Below are 20,750 nucleotides of genomic sequence, written 5' to 3'. Positions count from 1 at the left end.
TGAACCGCATCGGCAAGAAGGCGGTGATCTGCATCCGCGAGGCTTCGCTTGGTCCGAACTTCGGCATGAAGGGTGGCGCTGCCGGCGGCGGCTATGCCCAGGTYGTGCCGATGGACGACATGAACCTGCACTTCACCGGCGACTTCCACGCCATCACGAGTGCGCATAACCTTYTGTCGGCGCTGCTCGACAACCACATCTACTGGGGCAACGAACTTGGCATCGACACGCGCCGGGTGACGTGGCGCCGCGTCATGGACATGAACGACCGGGCGCTGCGCGAGATCGTGTGCTCGCTGGGCGGCGTTGCCAACGGCTATCCGCGCGAGGCCGGCTTCGACATCACCGTTGCCTCCGAAGTGATGGCGATCCTGTGCCTGGCCCGCGACCTGAAGGACCTGGAAAAGCGGCTTGGCGACATCATCGTGGCCTCYCGGCGCGACAAGACCCCGGTGTTYGCCCGCGATCTGAAGGCGCACCGCGCCATGGCGGTTCTGTTGAAGGACGCCATCCAGCCGAACCTGGTGCAGACGCTKGAGAACAACCCGGCCTTCGTGCATGGCGGCCCGTTCGCCAACATTGCGCACGGCTGCAACTCGGTGATGGCCACCACCACYGCCCTGAAGCTGGGCGAGTATGTGGTGACCGAAGCCGGCTTCGGCGCCGACCTGGGTGCCGAGAAGTTCTTCGACATCAAGTGCCGCAAGGCGGGCCTGAAGCCTGCGGCGGCGGTGATCGTGGCGACGATCCGCGCCATGAAGATGAATGGCGGCGTCAAGAAGGAAGATCTTGGCCCTGAGAATGTCGAGGCGGTGAAGAAGGGCAGCCCCAACCTTGGCCGCCACATCGAGAACGTGCACCAGTTCGGGGTTCCGGTGGTGGTGGCGATCAACCACTTCCATTCCGACACCGAGGCCGAGATCGAGGCGCTGAAGGCCTATGTCAAGGAACAGGGTGCCGAAGCGATCCTGTGCAAGCACTGGGCGAATGGCTCGGCCGGCATCGAGGAACTGGCGAAGAAGGTGGTCGAGATCGCCGAGGGCGGCGCCTCGCAGTTCGCGCCGCTTTATCCGGACGAGCTTGGCCTGTTCGACAAGATCGACACCATCGTCAAGCGCATCTACCGCGGTTCGGAGGCGATTGCCGACAAGTCGGTGCGCGACCAGTTGCACCAGTGGGAAAAGCANGTTCGACAAGATCGACACCATCGTCAAGCGCATCTACCGCGGTTCGGAGGCGATTGCCGACAAGTCGGTGCGCGACCAGTTGCACCAGTGGGAAAAGCARGGCTACGGCCACCTGCCGGTGTGCATGGCCAAGACGCAGTATTCGTTCTCGACCGATCCGAACCTGCGCGGCGCGCCGACCGGCCACACRGTGCCGGTGCGCGAAGTGCGCCTCTCGGCCGGTGCCGGCTTCGTCGTGGCCATCTGCGGCGAGATCATGACCATGCCCGGTCTGCCCTCCAAGCCGTCGTCAGAGGCCATCCATCTCAACGACAATGGCGATATCGACGGCCTCAGCTGAGGCCGGCGGCATTCGATGCAGTACAAAAGAGGCGCCATCAGGCGCCTCTTTCACGTTTGGCGGGGCATAGGTTGGAGGTGGATGGCTGGACGCCCGTCCGTACGTTTCCTATAAGCGCCTTTGAAGATCGATGCCGGCCATCCGGTCAAATTGCGGATGGGGCGCCGGTCTGGAACCGGCAATCGGGCTCGGCGGTTTCCATTGCCCGAGGCCTCTCGAGATGGACGCAGCCATGACCGGACCCAATCCTGGCGTCAAGCATCCGATCTTCATGCATCCGCGCGTCGGCTTCCTCAAGGCGCTGGTGGATGCGCCCAACATCGAGATCGGCGACTTCACTTACTACGACGATCCGGAGGGGCCCGATAAATTCGTCGAGAGGTGCGTATTGCACCACTATCCGTTCATCGGTGACAGGCTGGTGATCGGCAGGTTTTGCGCGATTGCCGAAGGCGCCCGTTTCATCATGAACGGCGCCAATCATGCGATGTCCGGGTTTTCGACCTATCCGTTCAACATCTTTGGACACGGCTGGGAAGAGGGCTTCGATATCGCAAGCTGGGAGAAGGAGAATCGCGGCGATACCGTCATCGGCAACGACGTGTGGATCGGCATGGAGGCGATCGTCATGCCCGGCGTCACCATCGGCCATGGCGCCATCGTCGCGGCCAAGTCGGTGGTCACGCACGATGTGCCGCCTTATGCCATTGTTGCAGGCAACGCGGCAAAGGTCGTAAAGACGCGCTTCGATGAACGAACCGTCGAAAAGCTGATCCGGCTTGCCTGGTGGGATTGGCCGATCGACAAGATCACGCGCAATCTCGATGCCATTCGCGGCAGCGATCTTGACCGACTGGAGACCGCTGCTTGACCACGCAAGAGAAACTCGACGTCAATTTGTTCACGCGGCCCTGGGTGTTCATTCGCGGCGTGCCGTCGATGAAATTCCTGCCGCCTGAAGGTCCGCCTGAAATCGCCTTCGCCGGCCGTTCCAATGTCGGCAAGTCGTCGCTGATCAATGCGCTCGTCAACCACAAGGGTCTGGCGCGCACCTCCAATACGCCGGGTCGCACGCAGGAACTCAACTATTTCGTGCCGGACGGGTTTTCGGGCGAAGGCGGTGACCTGCCGCCGATGGCGCTGGTCGATATGCCGGGCTACGGCTATGCGCAGGCGCCCAAGGACCAGGTCGACGCCTGGACCAGGCTCGTCTTCGACTATCTCAAGGGCCGCGTGACGCTGAAGCGTGTCTACGTGCTGATCGACTCCCGCCATGGGGTCAAGAAGAACGACGAAGACGTGCTGTCGCTGCTCGACAAGGCGGCGGTCTCCTACCAGATCGTGCTGACCAAGACCGACAAGATCAAGGCGGCCGGCGTGCCGCGGCTGATCGAGGACACGTTGCAGAAGATTCGCAAGCGGCCCGCCGCCTTTCCGTTCGTGCTGGCCACGTCGTCCGAAAAGGGCGAAGGGCTGGACGAATTGCATGCGGCCATCATTCTGGCGGCCAAGGGGCTGTAGCGTTCGAACAGAGCGGTTCCTACGATGTGCTCTAACTATTTGTTTTTACGCAATCCCGGACGGAAAACCGGTTCCCACTTTTCCTGGAATTGCTTTTAGGCCGTCGCCGGCTTGAAGCTCAGCGCGACACCGTTGATGCAGTGGCGTTTGCCGGTCGGGGGCGGGCCGTCGTCGAAGATGTGGCCAAGATGCCCGCCGCAGCGGCTGCAATGGCATTCGACCCGCACCATGCCAAGGGTCGAATCCTCGCGGGTGCCGATGCTTTGGGGAAGGGATTCCCAGAAGCTCGGCCAGCCGGTGCCGGATTCGAACTTCGTCTCGGACGCGTAGAGCGGCAGTTCACATCCCGCGCAGGCAAAGGTGCCCTTGCGATGCTCGCCAAGCAGCGGACTGCTGCCGGCAAACTCGGTCGCCTCATGGCGCAGCACTGAATATTGTTCCGCGGTCAGGATCGACTTCCATTCCGCGTCGGTTTTGGTCACGGCGAAAGTTTTGGCCTGCGCCTCGCCGATGCGGCCTGCACGCCAAAGGACCGAGGCAGCGGCCAGGAAGGCAGCGGATGCGGCTCCGTTCAGGAGCAATTGACGACGGTTCATGATGCGGTTCCTCCAGCGTTGCTTTGCCAGATATGATCGCCAACGGGAAGTCAAAAAGCGGTGACGGCCTGTCCGATTCGACGCTGCGCGGCTTCGTGATCAGCCGCGCAGCCTTTCGGTTCCCGATGTTCGTCGGCAAGCTTGCCGGCGCTACATCTTCGGCAGAAGCACCTTGTCGACGACATGGATGACGCCGTTCGACTGTTCCACGTCGGCGACGGTGACGTTGGCGACATTGCCGTTCTCGTCGGTCACGGTGACCTTGCCGCCTTCGTCCTTCAGCGTCAGCTCGCAGCCGCCGGCGGTCTTGACCTTGTGTGCGCCGCCATCGTCCTTGACCATCTTCATCACGTCTGCTGTCATCGCCTTTGCGCCGACGACATGGCAGGTCAGGACCTTGACGAGTTGCTCCTTGTTTTCAGGCTTCAACAGCGTATCGACAGTGCCGGCGGGCAGGGCTTCGAATGCCGCGTTGGTCGGCGCGAACACCGTGAACGGGCCTGGGCCCTGGAGGGTCTCGACCAGGCCGGCAGCCTTGACCGCCGCAACAAGGGTGGTGTGGTCTTTCGAGTTCACGGCATTCTCGACGATGTTCTTGTCGGCGAACATGGCGGCGCCGCCGACCATCGGATTTTCGGCATAGGCGACAGTACCGAGTGCGGACAGGGCGACAGCGCCGGCGAACAGTGCGGTGGCGAACTTGCGCATATGAATCTCCTTGGGTTTCGAGAACCCCGTCGGTGGGGCCGCAAGGAGATACGAGAGGGCTTCGCGGGAGTTTCATCGGGTGGGAAAAATTCCGGCAATAGGACAACAGGTCGAACGCCTCAGATGTTCTTCAGATCGCCTGTTGCGACGACGGGGCCGGTTGGCTGTCCGGTCGGCGAACCGCCGGCAGGTTCGACGCTGACGGCTAGAACGGCACCTTGCTCGAGCTGTTTCTGGATGGGCGGCGCGACCGGCAACTGGGTGACCGCACCGACAGGAATGACGCCGAGGGAAACGGGCGGCTTGTCGCCCTCGATCATCCACAGTTCGAAATCCTTGCCCTGGTCGCGCTCGCCGGAGAGGTGCGACAGGCCGACATTGTGGTGGGCGGCGTCATAGACGGCGAGGTACTTCACATCGCTGCTGTCGGCGGCGAGCGAGGCGACCAGCCGCATCTGCTCGGCCGGCGGCTGCATGTAGGGCAGGGCGACAGTGAGGACCAGGCCGGCAAGGGCTGCAACGGCGAGGCCGCGCCAGAAGCCAAGACTTGTCCAAACGCTCGCGCGCGGCGCCGCGCCGGGGGAGGCGAAAAGCCGGCCGTCGATGGCAGCCTTGAGCGATCGAGGCGGCTCGGCTTCCGGATACGCCTCGGCCAGTGGCGACAGCCGCACTTCCCAGGCGTCGACCAACCGTGCGAAGGCCGGCTCGGCGTCGATGCGTCGGCTCGCTTCCTGCCGTTGCTCGGCCAAAAGCACGCCAAGAACGTATTCGGCGGCGAGCAGGTCGTCGCTTTCCCGTTCCGGGCCGTTTTCTTGCGACAGCGTCATCTTTCCAGGCATTCCCGCAGTTTCATAAGGCTGCGCCGCAGCCAGGTTCGCATCGTATTCAGTGGCACGCGGTGGCGTTGGGCCAGTTCGGCATAGCTTTCACCCTTCAGATAAGCACCACGGACCGCAGCCGCCCGGTCGCTTTCCAATTCCTCCAGGCAGCGATGGATCTGGCCGGCCTGATCGCCGGCCACCGCAGCCGCCTCGGGGCCGGGAGCAGGATCGGCCACGTCGAGCACGGCGTCGATATCGGTTGTGGGCCGGCGCCGCGCCCTGATGCGGTCGATCGAATGGTTGCGCGCGATCGCCACCAGCCAGGAGATCGGACTGAGGTCCGACACCGCGAAACGGTCGGCCTTGGTCCAGATCTTGACGTAGATTTCCTGCAGCGCGTCTTCAGCCTCGCCCCGATCGTTCAAGACACGCAGGCACACGCCAAAAAGTTTCGCGCTCGTCTGCCGGTAGAGCAGATCAAAAGCCGCCCGATCCTTCATCGAGGTCCGGACGATGAGCTTGGAGATATCCTGCGGCACCATCGCTGTTGAAACTAGGCGATCGCCGGCCATTTGCAACGCCGCATCGATGGCAACGGCCATCGGCTGCCAAAAGGCGACAAGCTATTTGCCCCTGCCCCTGTTTCCAGCTAAGACGCCGCCGTCCCTTTCAGCAAGCCGGGAAACGCATCGATGACGGAAATCACCGCCACCGCCGAAATGCAGGCCGCTCTTCTTTCCAGGGCGCTGCCTTACATGCAGCGTTACGAGAACAAGACCGTGGTGGTGAAGTATGGCGGCCACGCCATGGGCGACATCGAACTCGGCAAGGCGTTTGCCCGTGATATAGCGCTGCTCAAGCAGTCCGGCGTCAACCCGATCGTGGTGCATGGCGGCGGGCCGCAGATCGGCGCGATGCTGACCAAGATGGGCATCGAATCGAAGTTCGAGGGCGGGCTTCGGGTAACCGATCGCAAGACCGTCGAGATCGTCGAAATGGTGCTGGCCGGCTCGATCAACAAGGAGATCGTGGCGCTCATCAATGCCGAGGGCGAGTGGGCGATCGGCCTGTGCGGCAAGGACGGCAACATGGTCTTCGCCGAAAAGGCGCGCAAGACCATGATCGATCCCGATTCCAATATCGAGCGCGTGCTCGATCTGGGCTTCGTCGGCGAACCGGTCGAGGTCGACCGCACCCTGCTCGATCTTCTGGCCCGTTCCGAGATGATCCCGGTTCTGGCGCCGGTTGCGCCGGGCCGCGACGGCCACACCTACAACATCAATGCCGACACTTTCGCCGGCGCCATCGCCGGCGCGCTCGAAGCCAAGCGGCTGCTGTTTTTGACCGACGTTCCGGGCGTGCTCGACAAGAACAAGAAGCTGATCGACGAACTGACGGTGGCCGAAGCCAGGGCCTTGATCAAGGACGGCACCATTTCGGGCGGCATGATCCCCAAGGTCGAGACCTGCATCGAGGCGATCGAGCGTGGCGTCGAAGGCGTCGTCATCCTGAACGGCAAGACGCCTCATTCGGTGCTTCTGGAACTGTTCACTGAGCACGGCGCCGGCACGCTGATCGTTCCCTGATCTGGACGCTCGGGCCTATCGCCTGAGGTGCGCCAGCGGCACGTGGCCGGGGCCTTTGATGTTCTGCAGCATCAGTTGGGTGTGAACGTCGCGTACTCCCTTTAGCCGCATCAGCCTGTGCATGACAAAGGCGTTGAGGTCGTCGACAGACGGCACCATGACATGCAGCAGGAAGTCGTGGTCTCCCGTCATCGTCCAGCATGACGAAACCTCATCCATGCGCTCGACGGCGGCGATGAAGGTTTCGGGCGAGCCGTCGCTGTGGCTGGTGAGCCGAACCTGGATGAAGACCTCCACCGACAATCCGACCGCCCTGCGGCTGATCCGTGCCGCAAAGCCCTTGATCACGCCGGTGTCCTGGAGGGCTTCGAAGCGCCGCGCGCAAGGGGTGGTCGAAAGACCGATTTCCTGCGCCAGTTCCGAAACCGGCTTGCGGCCGTCCCGTTGCAGGATATCGAGCATGCGGATTTCGAAATCGTCGAATTGAGGCAATTTCTCTCTCCTGAAGTAGTTGTCGGGCGAATGTTACCTCAAAACCGTCGCTGCTACGACCCGGAAAGCCGATTCGTCTCGGCTGGACGAGGTAACATGGTCGGCAAATGAGGTTGATTGCCGTGGGAGAAGCGATCATGACGATGAACGTCGCCGAATATGCACGCGAATGCGCAGCACAGGGGCTGCGGGGCGACTACTCCGTGTGTCGCGCGGATTTCACTGTCCGGCAGGACTACAACTACAGTCCGGCGGAACAAAAGGTCTGGCGCACGCTGTGCGACCGGCAGACCGGGTTGACCGAGCGCCTGGCACATCACTCCTACCTCGATGGCGTGAAGGCGCTTGGCCTGCTCGACCGCATTCCCGATTTCGACGACATAAGCGAACGCTTGCGCAAACTCACCGGCTGGGAAATCGTTGCCGTGCCCGGACTGATCCCTGCGCCGCCGTTCTTCGAGCACCTGGCCAACAGGCGTTTCCCGGTCACCAACTGGCTGCGGACCGAGCAGGAACTCGACTACATCGTCGAGCCGGACATGTTCCATGACTTCTTTGGACATGTGCCGATCCTCACCCAGCCCGTGTTCGCCGACTTCATGCAAAGCTACGGCGCGCGGGCAGAGGAAGCCATTGCGCTGGACGGCGACGACATGATTACCCGGCTCTATTGGTATACTGCCGAATACGGGCTGATCCAGGAGCCGGGGCAGCAGCTGAAAGCCTTCGGAGCAGGGCTGATGTCGTCCTATACTGAACTCAGCTTCGCCGTAGCGGACGCCAAGGTGCATCGCGTTCCGTTCGATCTCGAGACGGTGATGCGAACCACCTACGAGATCGACAAGTTCCAGCGTGCCTATTTCGTACTGCCGTCATTCGACGTTCTACGGGACGCTTTTCAAAAGGCCGATCTGAAATCCATCGTCCAGCACTGGAAGGACCGTCCGACGCTCGATCCGGCCAGCCTATAGACCGCAAAGCAGCGACCGCTAGGCGGCGATTTTCCTGGCGAGATGATCGCCGAGCCGGCAGGCCAGCGCCGTGATAGTGGTCGTCGGGTTGCACTCCCCCGAGGTACAGAACACTGACGAACCGCCGACATAGAGGTTGGCCATTGCATGCACCTTGCAATCGGCGTCGACCACGCTCCTGGCAACGTCGGTGCCCATGCGCGTGCCGCCCATATGATGGTGCCCGGCCAGTTCCTGATTGGTGGGATAGTCCGCGCCGGACGTCAGCCAGTCGTCTATGCGGACCCGCCCGAGGTTCTTCTCAGCCATTGTCCGGCCGAACAGGCGCAAGCCTTCAAGGATGGTTCGCCGTTCCAGATCGCTTTTCTTCCAGTGCAGTTCGATGCGCGGCACGCCTGCCTGATCCATGTCGGTCGCAGAAAGCTCGATGCGATTGTCGGCGCGCGGCGCCTGTTCCCAGGCGACATAAAGCTGGGCGGCGCATCGCAGGTGCTGGCCGAGCTTGACGGCGGCCCATTCCGCCAGGTCCGGCGCTGAACAGGCAAGATCGGCGATGAGGCGCTTGGCGCCGGGATAGGGCGTCTCGATCAGCCGGATGCCGAAATTCATGATTTCGAGCCGCTCCATTGCGGCAGGCGACGGCGAGAAGAATGCTTCGTTGGCCGCGTCCACCTCGAACTCGTCATAGTCGGCAAGGATTGCGTTACCGCCCTCGAAAGTCGGATGCTCCATCCAGTATTTGCCGAGCGCCTCGGTATGCGGCACGACGCCCCCATTGGAAGTCTGGTTCGACCACAGCAACAGCCGGGAATTTTCCAGCCCGCCAGCGCACACGACGAAGTAGTCCGCTTGCAGCAAGCCGGCTTGCCGTCCGTTCGACCATATCCTGGTGCCGGTTATCTTGCTGCCGTCGCCGGCAAGTTCGGTGACAGAGGTGTTCAGCACCAATGCGATGTTCTGGCTGTTGGCCAACTCGTCCGCGTATTTTTCGCCGAAACGAACGGCCGGGCTTTTGATCAGTTGAACCCAGCGCATGTCGTCCGAGATCGGCACATCGGCGCGGAATTCCGGGAGTTCGAGAATATCGTGAACTTCGGACAGAAACGGTTCGATGTCCTTGCGCTCGATCGGCCAGCCGGTATCCGGCGCCCAGGCCTTGGGCTGGAAATCATGCGCGTCGAGAACCCGGCACCATCCGGCCCAATGGTTGGAACTGCCGCCCATATAGCGCAGGCGGGTGATATCGAGATCGAAATAGGGGTCGCCAACGGTTCTGCCGCGGTAAAAATCCTGCGATTCATCGCTGTATTCCCGCCCGCCGGCCTCGAGGATCGCCACGGTTATCCCGGCGGCGGCGAGTTTGCGGGCGATGGTGATGCCTGCCGGTCCCGAGCCGATCACCACGACCTTGGGCGCAAGCGCCGCAGCCTCAAAGGCCTCGTAGCTGTCGAAGATCATGCGAGGTCGCTTTTCTTCAGGATCCAGCCGTTCACTTCGACAATTGCCTCAGCCTCCTTGGCCGGTGGTTTGGGTCGGCCAAGCAGGGTGGGGACAAACGGCAGCGCCAGAAGCAGATTCACGATGGCGCGGCGTGAGGGGTTCTTTTCAAGCATGGGGATGTTTTCAACTGTACAGAGCGTTGGATCTGCGGTTCCATCTTTCAGGCGTTGATACACCTTTCAGGTAAAGGCGGCGTTGCCCCGAAGGCTCACTTTCGCTGACCAGCAGACGCCGCGGACGTTGTCATGCCGCTTCCGGCATGTCCCGCTCGAAGACGACAAGGTTACGGCCACGGTTCTTGGCGTTGTAAAGCCGCCTGTCGGCGCTGCGCATCAGGTCCGATACCGTGGTTCCCTCGCCGCAAATCGTGCCGCCGATGCTTACGGTCAGGGGAATGGTGCGATCGCCATCGGGATGGAAGCGGATCTGTTCGACTTCCTGGCGCATGCGTTCGGCGATCCGCATCGCTTCGTTTTCGTCGGCGCCGACCAGGAAGGCGCCGAACTCCTCACCGCCTATGCGGCCCAGCACGTCGCCGCTTCTGACACCGCCGCGCAGCGCTTCGACGATCAGCAACAGGGCTTCGTCTCCCACCAAATGGCCGAAGCGATCGTTTATCGACTTGAAATGATCGGCGTCGATGATGAGCAACGCGCCGCGGTCGGATTTGCGCCGCGACCGATCGAGCGTTGCAAAGAAACTTTCACGGTTCAGCATCCCCGTCATGTCGTCGTGACGGGCCTTGTCCGCCAGACGGCGATGTGCAGCCGCCAGTTGTGCGTGCGTGCGCGAAAGTTCGCGATGCGCGCTCTTCAACTTGTCGTTTTGCCAGAACGTATAGGCGGTTGCCGGCCACGCAATGAAAAGCGGGCAGACGATGCAGAGTATCAAGGCAAGCCCGTCCAGGTTTTTCCCGGCTGCGGAAACCGCCGCAAAAGCGACGAGAATGGAGGCAATGGATGAAGCGACGGCGACCAGAAAGGCTCTAACAATTACTGACTTCATCCCGGCCCCCTGATCGTGCGTCTGTTTGGCAGCAAGCCCTGAAGGTCGAGTTTCCTACATGTTTAAAATTCGAATTGCTTGCCGATTTCGTCGCGTTTCGACGCGTAGAAGTTGTGGATAAATCTCCACCCCCCAAACGCCATTTCATGCCATAAGGGCCTTATGACCGAGCTTCCAGATCCCACCCGTTTTACCCACGTCACCGACTGGGTGTTCGACCTCGACAATACGCTTTATCCGCATCATTCGAATCTGTTTTCCCAGATCGATGCGAAGATGACGGCGTATGTGCAGGAGCTTCTGACGCTGCCGCGTGAGGACGCGCGCAAACTGCAGAAGGAACTCTATCTGCAGTACGGCACGACGCTCAGCGGCCTGATGACGCGCTACAATATCGATCCCGACGACTTCCTGATGAAAGTTCACGACATCGACTATTCATGGCTGGTGCCCGATCCGGTCCTCGGTGCCGCAATCCGTCAACTGCCGGGGCGCAAGTTCATCTTCACCAATGGCGACCGCGGCCATGCCGAGCGCGCTGCACGCCAGTTGGGCATTCTCGAGGATTTCGACGACATCTTCGACATCGTCGCAGCCGGGCTGACGCCGAAGCCGGCCCGCCAGACTTATGAAAAGTTTGCCGCCCTGCACGCGGTGACAGGGCCCAATACGGTGATGTTCGAGGACTTGGCCCGCAATCTCGCCGTGCCGAAGGCGCTCGGCATGACGACGGTGCTGATCGTGCCGCGCAATTTCGAGCCGACATTCTCGGAGATCTGGGAACGCGACCCTGACAATGAAGACGACGTCGATTTCGTCACCGACGACCTGTCGGGCTTCCTGAGCGCAATCGTGGAAGGGCAGGATTGACGCGATTCACCTCGGTAGAGGCGGCGATAGATGCCGCCGCCCACCGCGTCCTCGATAGATTGCCTGCCGGCGGCCTCTCCGGAGATGCCGTCGAATTCCTGGTCTTCGGCCTGAAGCAGGGCTGGGCCTGCCTGTTTGGCGGAGCCATGCTGTTCCTGATCCTGGCGACGAGGTTTTTGTGGCCGGAGCAGGCCTTCCTCGCCCGCTACGACTTCCTGTTTCTGGCAGCGCTGGCGATCCAACTTGCCATGCTGGCGTTTAGGCTGGAAACCGGGGCCGAAGCGAAGGTCATCCTCGTGTTCCACGTTGTTGGAACCGTCATGGAACTGTTCAAGACCTCGGCAGGCTCCTGGATCTATCCAGAGGCGAATTTCTTCCGCGTCGGCGAGGTGCCGCTGTTCTCGGGCTTCATGTATGCCGCCGTGGGTTCCTATCTCGCCCGTATCAGCCGCATCTTCGACATGCGCTATTCGAACTATCCGCCGCTATGGGCGACGGTCGTGCTGTGCATGGCGATCTACGTCAATTTCTTCGCCCACCATTTCACACTCGACCTGCGCTACGGGCTTTTCGCTGCCTCGATCGCGCTCTACTGGCGCACTTTCGTCCATTATCGCGTTTTCCGCTTTCGTCTGCGCATGCCGCTTCTGCTCGGCTTCGTACTGGTGGCGCTGTTCATCTGGTTCGCGGAGAACATCGGCACGTGGTCGCGGGCCTGGGTCTATCCGGGGCAGCACGCAGCCTGGACGCCGGTGAGCATCGGCAAGCTCGGCTCGTGGTACCTCTTGATGATCATTTCCTTCGTGCTGGTCACACTCGTTCGCCGACCGCAGCCGCTTGAAGCTGCGGAGGAGACGAAGGTGGTGGCTAGAGCCGATAAAACCGCTTGATGATCTCCCAGGCTTCGTCGGCGGTGTCGACGAAGTCGATAATGTCCTGGTCGCCCGGGCTGATGGTTCCCTGCTCGGCCAGGAAGTCCAGGTCGATCGCGCGGTGCCAGAACGATTTTCCAAACAGGATGACGGGAACGCGCTCCATCCGCCCTGTCTGGATGAGGGTCAGCGTCTCGAAGAACTCGTCCATCGTGCCGAAGCCGCCGGGAAAGACGGCAACCGCCTTGGCGCGCATGACGAAGTGCATCTTCCTGATGGCGAAATAGTGGAAGTTGAAGCATAGCTCCGGCGTGACATAGACATTCGGCGCCTGTTCGTGCGGCAATACGATGTTGAGCCCGATCGAGGGGGCGCCGACATCGTCGGCGCCGCGATTGCCCGCTTCCATGACGCCGGGGCCGCCGCCGGTCACCACGACGAACTCGCGAAAGTAGGAGGACGCCGACTGCTGTGAGCACAGGCGGGCAAATTTACGGGCCTCTTCGTAGTATTTGCTGTTTTCTTCAAGGTTGCGCTTTTGCGTCTCGTTCTTCGCCGCCCAGGCCTCGCCGCCCGGTTCGGGAATGCGCGCTCCGCCGAAGAGAATCACCGTGGAGCGGATGCCGCGCTCGGCAAGGATCATATCTGGCTTCAGCAATTCGAGCTGCAGGCGCACTGGCCGCAACTCGCGGCGCGTCATGAACTCTTCATCGTTCCAGGCCAGACGATAAGTCGCAGCCCGCGTCTGAGGCGTGTCGGGCGCGCTTTTTGCCCGCTCCAGGTCCTCGCTCGAGTGCGGCAGTGGCGTCCATCCGGCTTTTTCCATCGGATTCATATGAAGTACCCCAAAAATGCTGCCTGGCAGCGCCGCCACGTGACCCAGCCGCGATTGACCCTCTCCATACCTTCAAATAGGGTCCGCGCGGCTTATAAACAGGTTAAGAGCCGCCCCTTAACAGCACGTGTAACGGAGCACCCGATGTCGAAGCCCGATCTGGCGAACCTCGAAAAGACCATCGACAAGGCCTTTGAGGAACGCGACGGCATTTCGACAGCCGCGCGCGGTGAAGTCCGCGAGGCGATAGAAACCTCGCTTAGCCTGCTCGACCGTGGCGAAGTCCGCGTCGCGGAAAAGCGCCAGGACAATAGCTGGCATGTGAACCAGTGGCTGAAGAAGGCCGTTTTGTTGTCCTTCCGCCTCAATGCGATGGAAATCATCAAGGGCGGCCCCGGCGAAGCGGCGTGGTGGGACAAGGTTCCTTCGAAGTTCGATGGCTGGGGCGCGGTGGATTTCGAGAAGGCCGGCTTTCGGGCTGTGCCGTCATGCGTGGTCAGGCGCTCCGCCTATGTGGCGCCGGGCGCGGTGCTGATGCCGTCTTTCGTCAATGTCGGCGCTTACGTCGATTCCGGCACGATGGTCGATACGTGGGCATCGGTCGGCTCGTGCGCCCAGATCGGCAAGAACGTGCATCTGTCAGGCGGCGTCGGCATCGGCGGCGTGCTCGAGCCGATGCAGGCTGGCCCCACCATCATCGAGGACAACTGCTTCATCGGCGCGCGTTCGGAAGTGGTCGAAGGCTGCATCGTGCGTGAAGGCTCGGTGCTCGGCATGGGCGTGTTCATCGGCCAGTCGACCAAGATCATCGACCGGGCGACGGGCGAAGTCTTCTATGGCGAGGTGCCGGCCAATTCCGTCGTCGTCGCGGGTTCGCTGCCGGGCAAGCCTTTGCCGAACGGTGAGCCGGGGCCGAACCTCTACTGCGCCGTTATCGTCAAGCGCGTCGATGCCAAGACCCGCTCGAAGACCTCGATCAACGAGTTGCTGAGAGACTAAGACTTCCTCCATCAGGTGACAGACTTGCCCGACAGACCCCAGCTTCTCTGGCTTTTCTTCGGCGTTTCGGGTCGCGTCAGCCGCGCCGCCTACTTCCTTGGCGGGCTGCTGGTTGCGATCGCGCAGGCATTTCCGCTCTATCGCTTTACGCTGGTGATGGAAGGGACGCCCGAAAGCGCGCTATGGTCGATGGTCTTCATGATCGTCTTCCTCGCTTCCCTATGGTCGAACGTGGCGCTCGCCGTGAAGCGGCTGCACGATCTGGGCAAGACGGGACTTGCGGCGGTCGTTCTTTTCATCCCGGTGATATCGATCGCGGCTTTTCTGGTGCTGTGCCTGTTTCCCGGCCAGCCCGGCCCGAATCGCTTCGGCCAGCGTACCAACGCGCCGGCCTGAGCCGCCGGTCGACGCGCATCGTCTTTTTGGCGGCGCGGTCACAGGGTCCGTCGCTGGCCTTACTGACAGGCCGTGACAGCCCCGGCGCTTTCGACTATCGCTTTGGCCATGATGCTGCCGACCGATCCCGCTGAGAATCTCGCCACCCTGATCCGGTGTGCTTCCGTCACGCCTGCCGAAGGCGGGGCGCTGAGCGCGCTCGAAAAAATGCTGAAGCCCCTGGGTTTCACGACAGAGCGGCCGGTTTTCTCTGAAGACGGCACCCCCGATATCGAAAACCTTTACGCGCGCCGCTCCGGAAACGGCTCGCATCTGATGTTTGCCGGCCACACGGATGTGGTTCCGGTCGGTGACGAGACGGCATGGACCCATCCCCCCTTCGCCGCCGAAATCGCGCATGGCGAAATGTATGGGCGAGGGGCCGTCGACATGAAGGGCGGCATCGCCTGTTTCATCGCGGCCCTTGCGCGCCATGTCGAGGAAAAGGGAGGACCCAAGGGATCGGTGTCGCTGTTGATCACCGGCGACGAGGAAGGCCCTGCCATCAACGGTACGGTGAAACTGCTCGAATGGGCGGCGGCCAAGGGCGAGAAGTGGGATGCCTCGATCGTCGGCGAGCCGACCAATCCAGACACGCTGGGCGACATGATCAAGATCGGCCGGCGCGGATCGATCTCCGGCATCGTCACCGTGAACGGGCGCCAGGGGCATGCTGCCTATCCGCATCTGGCAGACAATCCGGTGCGTGGGCTGATGACGATGGTCGACGCGCTGCTCCACCCCGCTTTCGACAAGGGAACCAAGGATTTCCAGCCGACCAATCTCGAAGTCACGTCCATCGATGTCGGCAATGCGGCCACCAATGTGATACCGGCCAAGGCAACCGCCGCCTTCAACATCCGTTTCAACGACACCTGGACGGCCGAGAAGGTTCAGGCCGAAATCCACAACCGGCTGGACGCGGCCAGCCGCAAGCGGAAATATCGGGCCGGGCGCAAGGAAGCCATCGACTTCGATCTGGCCTGGCGCGACCGGCCGAGCCACGTGTTTCTGACGCGCGACGACCGCCTGATCGAGACGCTCAGCGGCTCCGTCAAGGCTGTGGTCGGCAAGAGCCCCGCCCTGTCGACGTCGGGTGGAACCTCAGACGCACGCTTCATCAAGGATCATTGTCCTGTGGTGGAATTCGGCCTTGTCGGCAAGACCATGCATATGGTGGACGAGCGGGTTGCGGTGGCCGATCTCGAAACGCTGACGCAAATCTATCAGCGCTTCATCGACGACTGGTTCGGGTCTGGCCATGCTCTCGGCGGATGAGGTTCAAGCATCTCTGAACGGCGCCTGGCAATTGATGATGGGCAAGCCCGATGGTGTTCGCCTGCTCGATCTTTCAGCCGACGGCTTCTGGAATTCCTTCTTCGCCTTGATCGTGGCGGCTCCGGCGCTCATCGTCGGCTGGGTGGGTGTCGCCAACGAGATCGGCGATCCTGAAGCGCTGACGGGGCGGCTGGGCATATTGATCCGGGTTGCGATCGTCGATGTCGGAACCTGGACGCTGCCGCTTGTCGCCCTCGCCGTCGTTGCGCGCCACGCGGGGATAGCAACGCGCTTTGTCGCTTATGTGGTGGCCAGCAACTGGGCGTCCGCGCTCATTGCCTGGATGCTGTTGCCGTCTGCCCTTGTCAGGCTTTTTCTGCCATCGACAAACCAGTTTGCGGCGATGCTGACGCTGTTCTTCTTCCTGCTGTCGCTGGCCCTGACGTGGCGCATGACCAATGCGGTGATCGGCAAGGGTGCCGCCATCGGATCGGCCGTGTTCGCCGGCATGCTGGTCGCCTCGCTGATTGTCCTGTTCAGCCTACAGGCCATGCTCGGTATCAGTATTCCTGACTAAAATTAGTCTGCCTGGTAGTCCACGCCCACCAGGTACAGTCCGTCCGGCGGGGCCACTTGCCCACAGGCCGCACGATCTCGTGCGTCGAGCGCAGCCTTGAGGTCGGCGCTTGTCCATGCGCCCTCGCCGACCCGCTTCAACGAGCCCACCATCGAACGGACCTGATTGTGCAGGAACGACCGGGCCGAGGCTCGGATCTCGATATCGTAGCCGTCACGGGCAACATCCAGCCGATCGAGAGTGCGCAACGGGCTGTTGGCCTGACATTGTGCGGAACGGAAGGTGGTGAAGTCGTGCCTTCCCAGCAGGGTCTTGGCGGCGGCATCCATGGCGTCCGCATCGAGGCGTTTCGGCACCCACCAGACCTTGCCCTTGTCGAGTGCCGGCGGCGCGCGACGATTGGAGATGCGGTAGAGATAGTGGCGACCGAGTGCCGAGAAGCGGGCATCGAACTCCGCCGCAACCCTTGCGGCCTTGAGGATGGCGACGCGTTCGCCAGCCTGTTGCAGATGCGCGTTTAGCGCATCGCGCACGGTGTCCGCCGGCCATTCCTTCGTGAGGTCGAGATGCGCTACCTGGGCGGTAGCGTGGACGCCGGCATCGGTACGGCCCGCGCCGCGAAGCGAGATCGTTTCGGAGCTGAACTTCTCGACCGCTGCCTCGATCGCCTGTTGGACCGAATGCTGGTCGGCCTGACGCTGCCAGCCGGCATAGGGGCCGCCGTCATACTCCACGTCGAGGCGATAGCGCGGCATCCCGGGTGCTGGATCAGGCCGCGAGCGCCGTGCTGAAGGCAGGGGCATAGACGAGCCTGCCGCTTTCCGGCGCCTCGTCCCATGCCAATGCCTGCAGGGCATCGCCCTGGTAGTCGCTTTCGAACTTGGCTGCGCGGGCGTGGCTGTATCCGAACCGGCCGTAATAGGCCGGGTCGCCCAGCACCACCGAAAGCTTTTCGCCGGCGGTCTTCAAGCGGATATGGGCCTCGCGGACCAGGGCGCCGCCGATGCCGGTGCCATGGAAGGACGGCTCGACGGCCAGCGGCGCCAGCGCAACCGCGGCAAAGGAAGCGCCGGCTTGCTTGACCAGCAGGCGGGAAAACAGGATGTGGCCGATCACCTGGCCGTCTTCTTCCGCCACCAGTTCGACGACGGCATCGCCGTCGCCCACCAGCGCATCGACAAGGCCGGCTTCCGCGTGCTGGCCGAAAGCATGTTCTTCGACGAGGCGGATCGCCTCGCGGTCGCGCGGTGTTGCCGCGCGGATCGACATCATGCTCATGACAATTTCATTCCTTTTTCCAGTCTTGCGCCACGAAGGAACTCCGATGCAGAGACGGGCCTGGAGCCCGCCCGTTGCACTTCGACCAGCCTGACCGCGCCTGAACCGCAGGCGACGCTCAGGCGGTCGTCGAGAATTCCTCCCGGCTCGCCCGCACCTTCAGAAGGTGTCGAGCGAAGCAATTTCAGCCGCTCCAGCCGGCCGCCCGCTTCCACTTCGCACCAGGCGCCCGGAAACGGCGACAGGCCGCGAATATGGTTATGCACCGCACTTGCGTGCAAGCGCCAATCCACACGAGTCTCGGCTTTTTCCACTTTTTTCGCGTAGATCGCGCCTCGATCCGACTGCGGCGTGAAGACGAGGGCACCTTTCTCAAGCTTTGCCAGCGCCTCGACCATCAAGCCCGCACAGGCCGCCATCAGCCTGTCGTGCAGGTCTCCCGCCGTCATATCCGGTCCGATCTCAACTGTTTCTCCTACCGCAACCGGGCCGGTGTCCAGGCCTTCCTCCATGCGCATCACCATGACGCCGGTCTGGGCATCGCCGGCCATGATGGCGCGCTGGATGGGGGCGGCGCCTCGCCAGCGCGGCAGCAGCGAGGCATGGCCGTTCAGGCAACCGAGGCGCGGCGCATCGAGAATCGGTTTGGGCAATAACAGGCCGTAGGCGACGACCACGGCAACATCCGCATTCAATGCCTTGAACTCGGTCTGGGCCTCGTCGCTTTTCAGGGAGGTGGGCACAAGGACCGGGACGCCAAGCCGCTCGGCTTCACGCTGGACCGGCGAGGGCGTCAGTTCCAGTCCGCGCCGGCCTGCCGCGCGTGGCGGCTGGGTGTAGACGGCGACGACCTCATGACCGGCTTCGGCGATGGCGCGCAGCGTCGGTACGGAAAAATCCGGCGTGCCCATGAAGATGACGCGAAGGGCCATGCCGCCCTATCCGACCATCCGGCTTGCCGGCTTGTCCTTGGCCAGTTTCTTGAATTTCCTCATCACGATATCCCGCTTCAGCTTGGAAATATGGTCGATGAAGAGAACGCCGTTCAGGTGGTCGATCTCGTGTTGCAGACAGGTGGCCATCAGGCCGTCAGCCATGATCTCCTGCTCCTTGCCGTCACGATCGAGATACTTCACGCGCACGCCGGCTGGCCGCTCGACTTCCGCATAATAGTCCGGGATCGACAGGCAGCCTTCCTCGTAGACGGAACGTGCATCGGCGCTTTCGAGGATTTCCGGATTGATGAAGACATGCGGCGCAGGCGCCTCGTCCTCCTTGGCAAGGTCGATGACCAGCATGCGAACAGGCTCACCGACCTGAATAGCCGCAAGCCCGATGCCCGGCGCATCGTACATCGTCGCCAACATGTCGTCGGCCAGCTTACGCAACGGTGCGTCGACCCTTTCGACCGGCTTTGAACTCTGGCGCAGGACGGGATCGGGAAGAATGATGAGCGGCTTTATCGTCATGGCGCTTCACCTAAGACCTCGGCATCGAGGCGTCAACAGTGGTTCCATTCGGCCGTTCACGTTTTGATCTATCAGGCGCAGGCGAATCGGATATGCTGTCTCGATGAACGAGATGACAGGTATTCTTTCGGAGCCGATCGCGCGGCTCGGCGCGACATCGATTACCGCCGGGCAGGCGCTTGTCTTCGGCTGCATCCTGCTTTCCGGCTTTTTCATTGTACTGCTCGTCGCGCTTTGGCGAACCGGCCAGGCGCGCGCCGTGGCAGCGGTTGAAGCGGCCGACCAGGCCAGGGATGCCGAGGCCCGCATGGCCGATATCCTTCAGAGCCAGGCCGAAATGCAGGGCCGCATGGGCGCGATAGCTGAAGTGTTCGGCGCCAGGCAGGCGGAACTCACCCAGTCGATCGGCCAGCGCCTCGATGCGATGACCGGCCGTCTTGGCCAGACGATGACCGAGCAGACCAAGTCGACGCATGAGAGCCTCGCCAAATTGCAGGAGCGGCTTGCCGTGATCGACACTGCACAAGGCAATATCCAGTCCTTGGCCGGACAGGTGGTGCAGCTTCAGGCGATCCTGTCCAACAAGCAGACGCGCGGCGCCTTCGGGCAATCGCGCATGGAGGCGATCGTTGCCGACGGGCTGCCCATGGGGTCTTACGAGTTCCAGGCCACGCTCTCCAACGGCAGCCGGCCCGACTGCCTGATCAAGATGCCGAATGGCGCGCCTTCGCTCGCCATCGATGCCAAATTCCCTCTGGAGGCGTGGAATGCCATACGTGCCGCCGAGAGCGCCGACTTGCAGAAGGTCGCCGCGCAGGCTTTCCGGCGCGATATCGAGGTACATGTCCGCGATATCGCCGGCAAATATCTGCTCCAGGGCGAAACCCAGGATACGGCATTCATGTTCGTCCCTTCGGAGTCCGTTTTTGCCGAGATCCACGAGAATTTCGAGGCTCTGGTCCAGCGCGCGCACCGCGCCCGCATCGTCATCGTGTCACCGTCGCTGCTGATGCTGTCGATCCAGGTCATCCAGGCAATCCTCAAGGACGCGCGCATGCGCGAGCAGGCGCATCTCATTCAGGGCGAGGTGATCCGGCTGATGGAGGACGTTGCCCGCGTCGATGAGCGCGTGCGCAAATTGCAGAGCCATTTTGGCCAGGCATCGAAGGATATAGACGACATCCTCGTCTCGACCTCCAAGGTGACGAAGCGCGGACAGAAGATCGAAGCGCTTGAATTTGGCGCATCGCCTTCGGGCGAACCGGAGGGCGAGGGGCCGTCGAGTCCTGTATCGACGAACGGGAAACCCGCGCGTGCCGCGGACTCCAAGACCGGCCAGTTGCGGCTTCGGGTCGTTGAAGACGGCGAGTGACTCTTTTCGCCAGAGATGGCCACAGTTGAGCTTGCATC

The 20,750-nt window shown here is 62.2% G+C and carries 25 protein-coding genes and 1 pseudogene; 13 read left to right on the top strand and 13 right to left on the bottom strand.

Features of this window, described 5'->3' with window-relative positions; translation table 11 throughout:
- The 4 genes and pseudogenes from ASD64_RS15515 to yihA form a co-directional block, all read left to right on the top strand.
- A pseudogene (locus ASD64_RS15515) lies at positions 1-1,186 on the top strand (formate--tetrahydrofolate ligase); the annotation flags it as partial.
- Between the two features lies 1 nt (position 1,187).
- Positions 1,188-1,527, top strand: a 340-nt coding sequence (locus ASD64_RS21745) for a formate--tetrahydrofolate ligase (protein ID WP_244480808.1), incomplete at its 5' end; no start/stop codon positions are given.
- Positions 1,528-1,759: 232 nt separating this feature from the next.
- Positions 1,760-2,398 (top strand): CatB-related O-acetyltransferase, encoded by a 639-nt coding sequence (locus ASD64_RS15510; protein WP_056106652.1) that lies wholly within the window; start codon positions 1,760-1,762, stop codon positions 2,396-2,398.
- Positions 2,395-3,048 (top strand): ribosome biogenesis GTP-binding protein YihA/YsxC, encoded by a 654-nt coding sequence (yihA, locus tag ASD64_RS15505; protein WP_056106576.1) that lies wholly within the window; start codon positions 2,395-2,397, stop codon positions 3,046-3,048. Before ASD64_RS15510 ends, yihA begins: the two co-directional genes overlap by 4 nt.
- A gap of 95 nt (positions 3,049-3,143) precedes the next feature.
- On the opposite strand, the gene msrB is transcribed toward yihA, so the two are convergent.
- From msrB to ASD64_RS15485, 4 genes are all read right to left on the bottom strand, one after another.
- On the bottom strand, positions 3,144-3,644 hold the full coding sequence (gene msrB / locus ASD64_RS15500; protein WP_056106574.1) for a peptide-methionine (R)-S-oxide reductase MsrB: 501 nt from the start codon (positions 3,642-3,644) through the stop codon (positions 3,144-3,146).
- A gap of 150 nt (positions 3,645-3,794) precedes the next feature.
- Positions 3,795-4,352 carry a fasciclin domain-containing protein gene (locus ASD64_RS15495; RefSeq protein WP_056106572.1) on the bottom strand — a complete coding sequence of 186 codons (558 nt, stop codon included), beginning with the start codon at positions 4,350-4,352 and terminating at the stop codon, positions 3,795-3,797.
- Between the two features lie 119 nt (positions 4,353-4,471).
- Positions 4,472-5,179, bottom strand: a complete 708-nt coding sequence (locus ASD64_RS15490; RefSeq protein WP_156460175.1) for an anti-sigma factor domain-containing protein — start codon at positions 5,177-5,179, stop codon at positions 4,472-4,474.
- Positions 5,176-5,715 (bottom strand): sigma-70 family RNA polymerase sigma factor, encoded by a 540-nt coding sequence (locus ASD64_RS15485; RefSeq protein ID WP_056106648.1) that lies wholly within the window; start codon positions 5,713-5,715, stop codon positions 5,176-5,178. The genes ASD64_RS15490 and ASD64_RS15485 overlap by 4 nt, the downstream gene beginning before the upstream one ends.
- A gap of 150 nt (positions 5,716-5,865) precedes the next feature.
- Here ASD64_RS15485 and argB point away from each other — a divergent pair, with 150 nt between their 5' ends.
- A complete protein-coding gene (gene argB / locus ASD64_RS15480) occupies positions 5,866-6,759 on the top strand; it encodes an acetylglutamate kinase (protein ID WP_056106568.1) in 894 nt (297 codons plus the stop codon).
- 15 nt (positions 6,760-6,774) lie between these two features.
- Here argB and ASD64_RS15475 read toward each other — a convergent pair whose 3' ends face one another.
- Positions 6,775-7,251: an Lrp/AsnC family transcriptional regulator gene (locus tag ASD64_RS15475; RefSeq protein ID WP_056106566.1), complete on the bottom strand. Its 477-nt coding sequence runs from the start codon at positions 7,249-7,251 to the stop codon at positions 6,775-6,777.
- Between the two features lie 137 nt (positions 7,252-7,388).
- Between ASD64_RS15475 and phhA the strand changes: the two genes are divergently transcribed.
- Positions 7,389-8,222 (top strand): phenylalanine 4-monooxygenase, encoded by an 834-nt coding sequence (gene phhA, locus ASD64_RS15470; RefSeq protein ID WP_200957837.1) that lies wholly within the window; start codon positions 7,389-7,391, stop codon positions 8,220-8,222.
- An 18-nt stretch (positions 8,223-8,240) separates the two neighbouring features.
- Here phhA and ASD64_RS15465 read toward each other — a convergent pair whose 3' ends face one another.
- From ASD64_RS15465 to ASD64_RS15460, 3 genes are all read right to left on the bottom strand, one after another.
- Positions 8,241-9,680 carry a GMC oxidoreductase gene (locus tag ASD64_RS15465; protein WP_056106564.1) on the bottom strand — a complete coding sequence of 480 codons (1,440 nt, stop codon included), beginning with the start codon at positions 9,678-9,680 and terminating at the stop codon, positions 8,241-8,243.
- Complete coding sequence (locus ASD64_RS21405; protein ID WP_200957836.1) at positions 9,677-9,835, bottom strand: hypothetical protein; 159 nt, start codon at positions 9,833-9,835, stop codon at positions 9,677-9,679. Before ASD64_RS21405 ends, ASD64_RS15465 begins: the two co-directional genes overlap by 4 nt.
- Before the next feature lie 130 nt (positions 9,836-9,965).
- Positions 9,966-10,727 (bottom strand): GGDEF domain-containing protein, encoded by a 762-nt coding sequence (locus ASD64_RS15460; protein WP_056106561.1) that lies wholly within the window; start codon positions 10,725-10,727, stop codon positions 9,966-9,968.
- A gap of 162 nt (positions 10,728-10,889) precedes the next feature.
- On the opposite strand from ASD64_RS15460, the gene ASD64_RS15455 reads away from it, so the two are divergent.
- Positions 10,890-11,597: a pyrimidine 5'-nucleotidase gene (locus ASD64_RS15455; protein WP_056106559.1), complete on the top strand. Its 708-nt coding sequence runs from the start codon at positions 10,890-10,892 to the stop codon at positions 11,595-11,597.
- On the top strand, positions 11,594-12,487 hold the full coding sequence (locus ASD64_RS15450) for a DUF817 domain-containing protein (RefSeq protein ID WP_056106556.1): 894 nt from the start codon (positions 11,594-11,596) through the stop codon (positions 12,485-12,487). The genes ASD64_RS15455 and ASD64_RS15450 overlap by 4 nt, the downstream gene beginning before the upstream one ends.
- Here ASD64_RS15450 and ASD64_RS15445 read toward each other — a convergent pair.
- Complete coding sequence (locus ASD64_RS15445) at positions 12,465-13,304, bottom strand: LOG family protein (protein ID WP_156460173.1); 840 nt, start codon at positions 13,302-13,304, stop codon at positions 12,465-12,467. The two genes, ASD64_RS15450 and ASD64_RS15445, sit on opposite strands and share 23 nt — an antisense overlap.
- A 144-nt stretch (positions 13,305-13,448) precedes the next feature.
- Here ASD64_RS15445 and dapD point away from each other — a divergent pair, with 144 nt between their 5' ends.
- The 4 genes from dapD to ASD64_RS15425 all read left to right on the top strand — a co-directional run bounded on the left by dapD (position 13,449) and on the right by ASD64_RS15425 (position 16,593).
- Positions 13,449-14,303: a 2,3,4,5-tetrahydropyridine-2,6-dicarboxylate N-succinyltransferase gene (gene dapD / locus ASD64_RS15440; protein ID WP_056106554.1), complete on the top strand. Its 855-nt coding sequence runs from the start codon at positions 13,449-13,451 to the stop codon at positions 14,301-14,303.
- A gap of 24 nt (positions 14,304-14,327) precedes the next feature.
- Positions 14,328-14,699 carry a DUF805 domain-containing protein gene (locus tag ASD64_RS15435; protein ID WP_056106553.1) on the top strand — a complete coding sequence of 124 codons (372 nt, stop codon included), beginning with the start codon at positions 14,328-14,330 and terminating at the stop codon, positions 14,697-14,699.
- Between the two features lie 108 nt (positions 14,700-14,807).
- Positions 14,808-16,016, top strand: a complete 1,209-nt coding sequence (gene dapE / locus ASD64_RS15430; RefSeq protein ID WP_056106551.1) for a succinyl-diaminopimelate desuccinylase — start codon at positions 14,808-14,810, stop codon at positions 16,014-16,016.
- A complete protein-coding gene (locus tag ASD64_RS15425; protein WP_056106549.1) occupies positions 16,000-16,593 on the top strand; it encodes a hypothetical protein in 594 nt (197 codons plus the stop codon). Before dapE ends, ASD64_RS15425 begins: the two co-directional genes overlap by 17 nt.
- 2 nt (positions 16,594-16,595) lie before the next feature.
- Here the strand turns inward: ASD64_RS15425 and truA are convergent, their stop codons facing one another.
- Genes truA through def form a run of 4 tightly spaced genes read right to left on the bottom strand, consistent with a single transcriptional unit; the run spans position 16,596 to position 19,340 of the window.
- A complete protein-coding gene (truA, locus tag ASD64_RS15420) occupies positions 16,596-17,348 on the bottom strand; it encodes a tRNA pseudouridine(38-40) synthase TruA (RefSeq protein ID WP_056106547.1) in 753 nt (250 codons plus the stop codon).
- A gap of 13 nt (positions 17,349-17,361) precedes the next feature.
- A complete protein-coding gene (locus ASD64_RS15415; RefSeq protein WP_056106545.1) occupies positions 17,362-17,871 on the bottom strand; it encodes a GNAT family N-acetyltransferase in 510 nt (169 codons plus the stop codon).
- On the bottom strand, positions 17,868-18,803 hold the full coding sequence (gene fmt / locus ASD64_RS15410) for a methionyl-tRNA formyltransferase (RefSeq protein ID WP_056106543.1): 936 nt from the start codon (positions 18,801-18,803) through the stop codon (positions 17,868-17,870). The genes ASD64_RS15415 and fmt overlap by 4 nt, the downstream gene beginning before the upstream one ends.
- A gap of 6 nt (positions 18,804-18,809) precedes the next feature.
- Positions 18,810-19,340, bottom strand: a complete 531-nt coding sequence (gene def / locus ASD64_RS15405) for a peptide deformylase (protein WP_056106541.1) — start codon at positions 19,338-19,340, stop codon at positions 18,810-18,812.
- A 103-nt stretch (positions 19,341-19,443) separates the two neighbouring features.
- Here def and ASD64_RS15400 point away from each other — a divergent pair, with 103 nt between their 5' ends.
- The gene (locus tag ASD64_RS15400; protein WP_056106539.1) at positions 19,444-20,712 is read left to right on the top strand and encodes a DNA recombination protein RmuC; all 1,269 of its coding nucleotides are present in this window, start codon (positions 19,444-19,446) and stop codon (positions 20,710-20,712) included.
- Positions 20,713-20,750: the final 38 nt, after the last annotated feature.

The organism is Mesorhizobium sp. Root157, assembly GCF_001427385.1.
In the GTDB taxonomy this organism is placed as follows: Bacteria; Pseudomonadota; Alphaproteobacteria; order Rhizobiales; family Rhizobiaceae; genus Mesorhizobium.
This window is presented reverse-complemented; position numbering and strand designations above follow the sequence as displayed.

Excerpts from the sequence above, each read along its gene's own strand:
- ASD64_RS15510 (WP_056106652.1), top strand. The coding sequence starts at position 1,760 with ATGACCGGACCCAATCCTGGCGTCAAGCATCCGATCTTCATGCATCCG.
- ASD64_RS15455 (WP_056106559.1), top strand. The coding sequence starts at position 10,890 with ATGACCGAGCTTCCAGATCCCACCCGTTTTACCCACGTCACCGACTGG.
- ASD64_RS15485 (WP_056106648.1), bottom strand. The coding sequence starts at position 5,715 with ATGGTGCCGCAGGATATCTCCAAGCTCATCGTCCGGACCTCGATGAAG.
- ASD64_RS21405 (WP_200957836.1), bottom strand. The coding sequence starts at position 9,835 with ATGCTTGAAAAGAACCCCTCACGCCGCGCCATCGTGAATCTGCTTCTG.
- dapD (WP_056106554.1), top strand. The coding sequence starts at position 13,449 with ATGTCGAAGCCCGATCTGGCGAACCTCGAAAAGACCATCGACAAGGCC.
- ASD64_RS15415 (WP_056106545.1), bottom strand. The coding sequence starts at position 17,871 with ATGAGCATGATGTCGATCCGCGCGGCAACACCGCGCGACCGCGAGGCG.
- truA (WP_056106547.1), bottom strand. The coding sequence starts at position 17,348 with ATGCCGCGCTATCGCCTCGACGTGGAGTATGACGGCGGCCCCTATGCC.
- ASD64_RS15400 (WP_056106539.1), top strand. The coding sequence starts at position 19,444 with ATGAACGAGATGACAGGTATTCTTTCGGAGCCGATCGCGCGGCTCGGC.
- def (WP_056106541.1), bottom strand. The coding sequence starts at position 19,340 with ATGACGATAAAGCCGCTCATCATTCTTCCCGATCCCGTCCTGCGCCAG.
- ASD64_RS15495 (WP_056106572.1), bottom strand. The coding sequence starts at position 4,352 with ATGCGCAAGTTCGCCACCGCACTGTTCGCCGGCGCTGTCGCCCTGTCC.
- ASD64_RS15490 (WP_156460175.1), bottom strand. The coding sequence starts at position 5,179 with ATGACGCTGTCGCAAGAAAACGGCCCGGAACGGGAAAGCGACGACCTG.
- dapE (WP_056106551.1), top strand. The coding sequence starts at position 14,808 with ATGATGCTGCCGACCGATCCCGCTGAGAATCTCGCCACCCTGATCCGG.
- ASD64_RS15460 (WP_056106561.1), bottom strand. The coding sequence starts at position 10,727 with ATGAAGTCAGTAATTGTTAGAGCCTTTCTGGTCGCCGTCGCTTCATCC.
- fmt (WP_056106543.1), bottom strand. The coding sequence starts at position 18,803 with ATGGCCCTTCGCGTCATCTTCATGGGCACGCCGGATTTTTCCGTACCG.
- argB (WP_056106568.1), top strand. The coding sequence starts at position 5,866 with ATGACGGAAATCACCGCCACCGCCGAAATGCAGGCCGCTCTTCTTTCC.
- ASD64_RS15465 (WP_056106564.1), bottom strand. The coding sequence starts at position 9,680 with ATGATCTTCGACAGCTACGAGGCCTTTGAGGCTGCGGCGCTTGCGCCC.
- ASD64_RS15445 (WP_156460173.1), bottom strand. The coding sequence starts at position 13,304 with ATGAATCCGATGGAAAAAGCCGGATGGACGCCACTGCCGCACTCGAGC.
- msrB (WP_056106574.1), bottom strand. The coding sequence starts at position 3,644 with ATGAACCGTCGTCAATTGCTCCTGAACGGAGCCGCATCCGCTGCCTTC.
- ASD64_RS15425 (WP_056106549.1), top strand. The coding sequence starts at position 16,000 with ATGCTCTCGGCGGATGAGGTTCAAGCATCTCTGAACGGCGCCTGGCAA.
- phhA (WP_200957837.1), top strand. The coding sequence starts at position 7,389 with ATGACGATGAACGTCGCCGAATATGCACGCGAATGCGCAGCACAGGGG.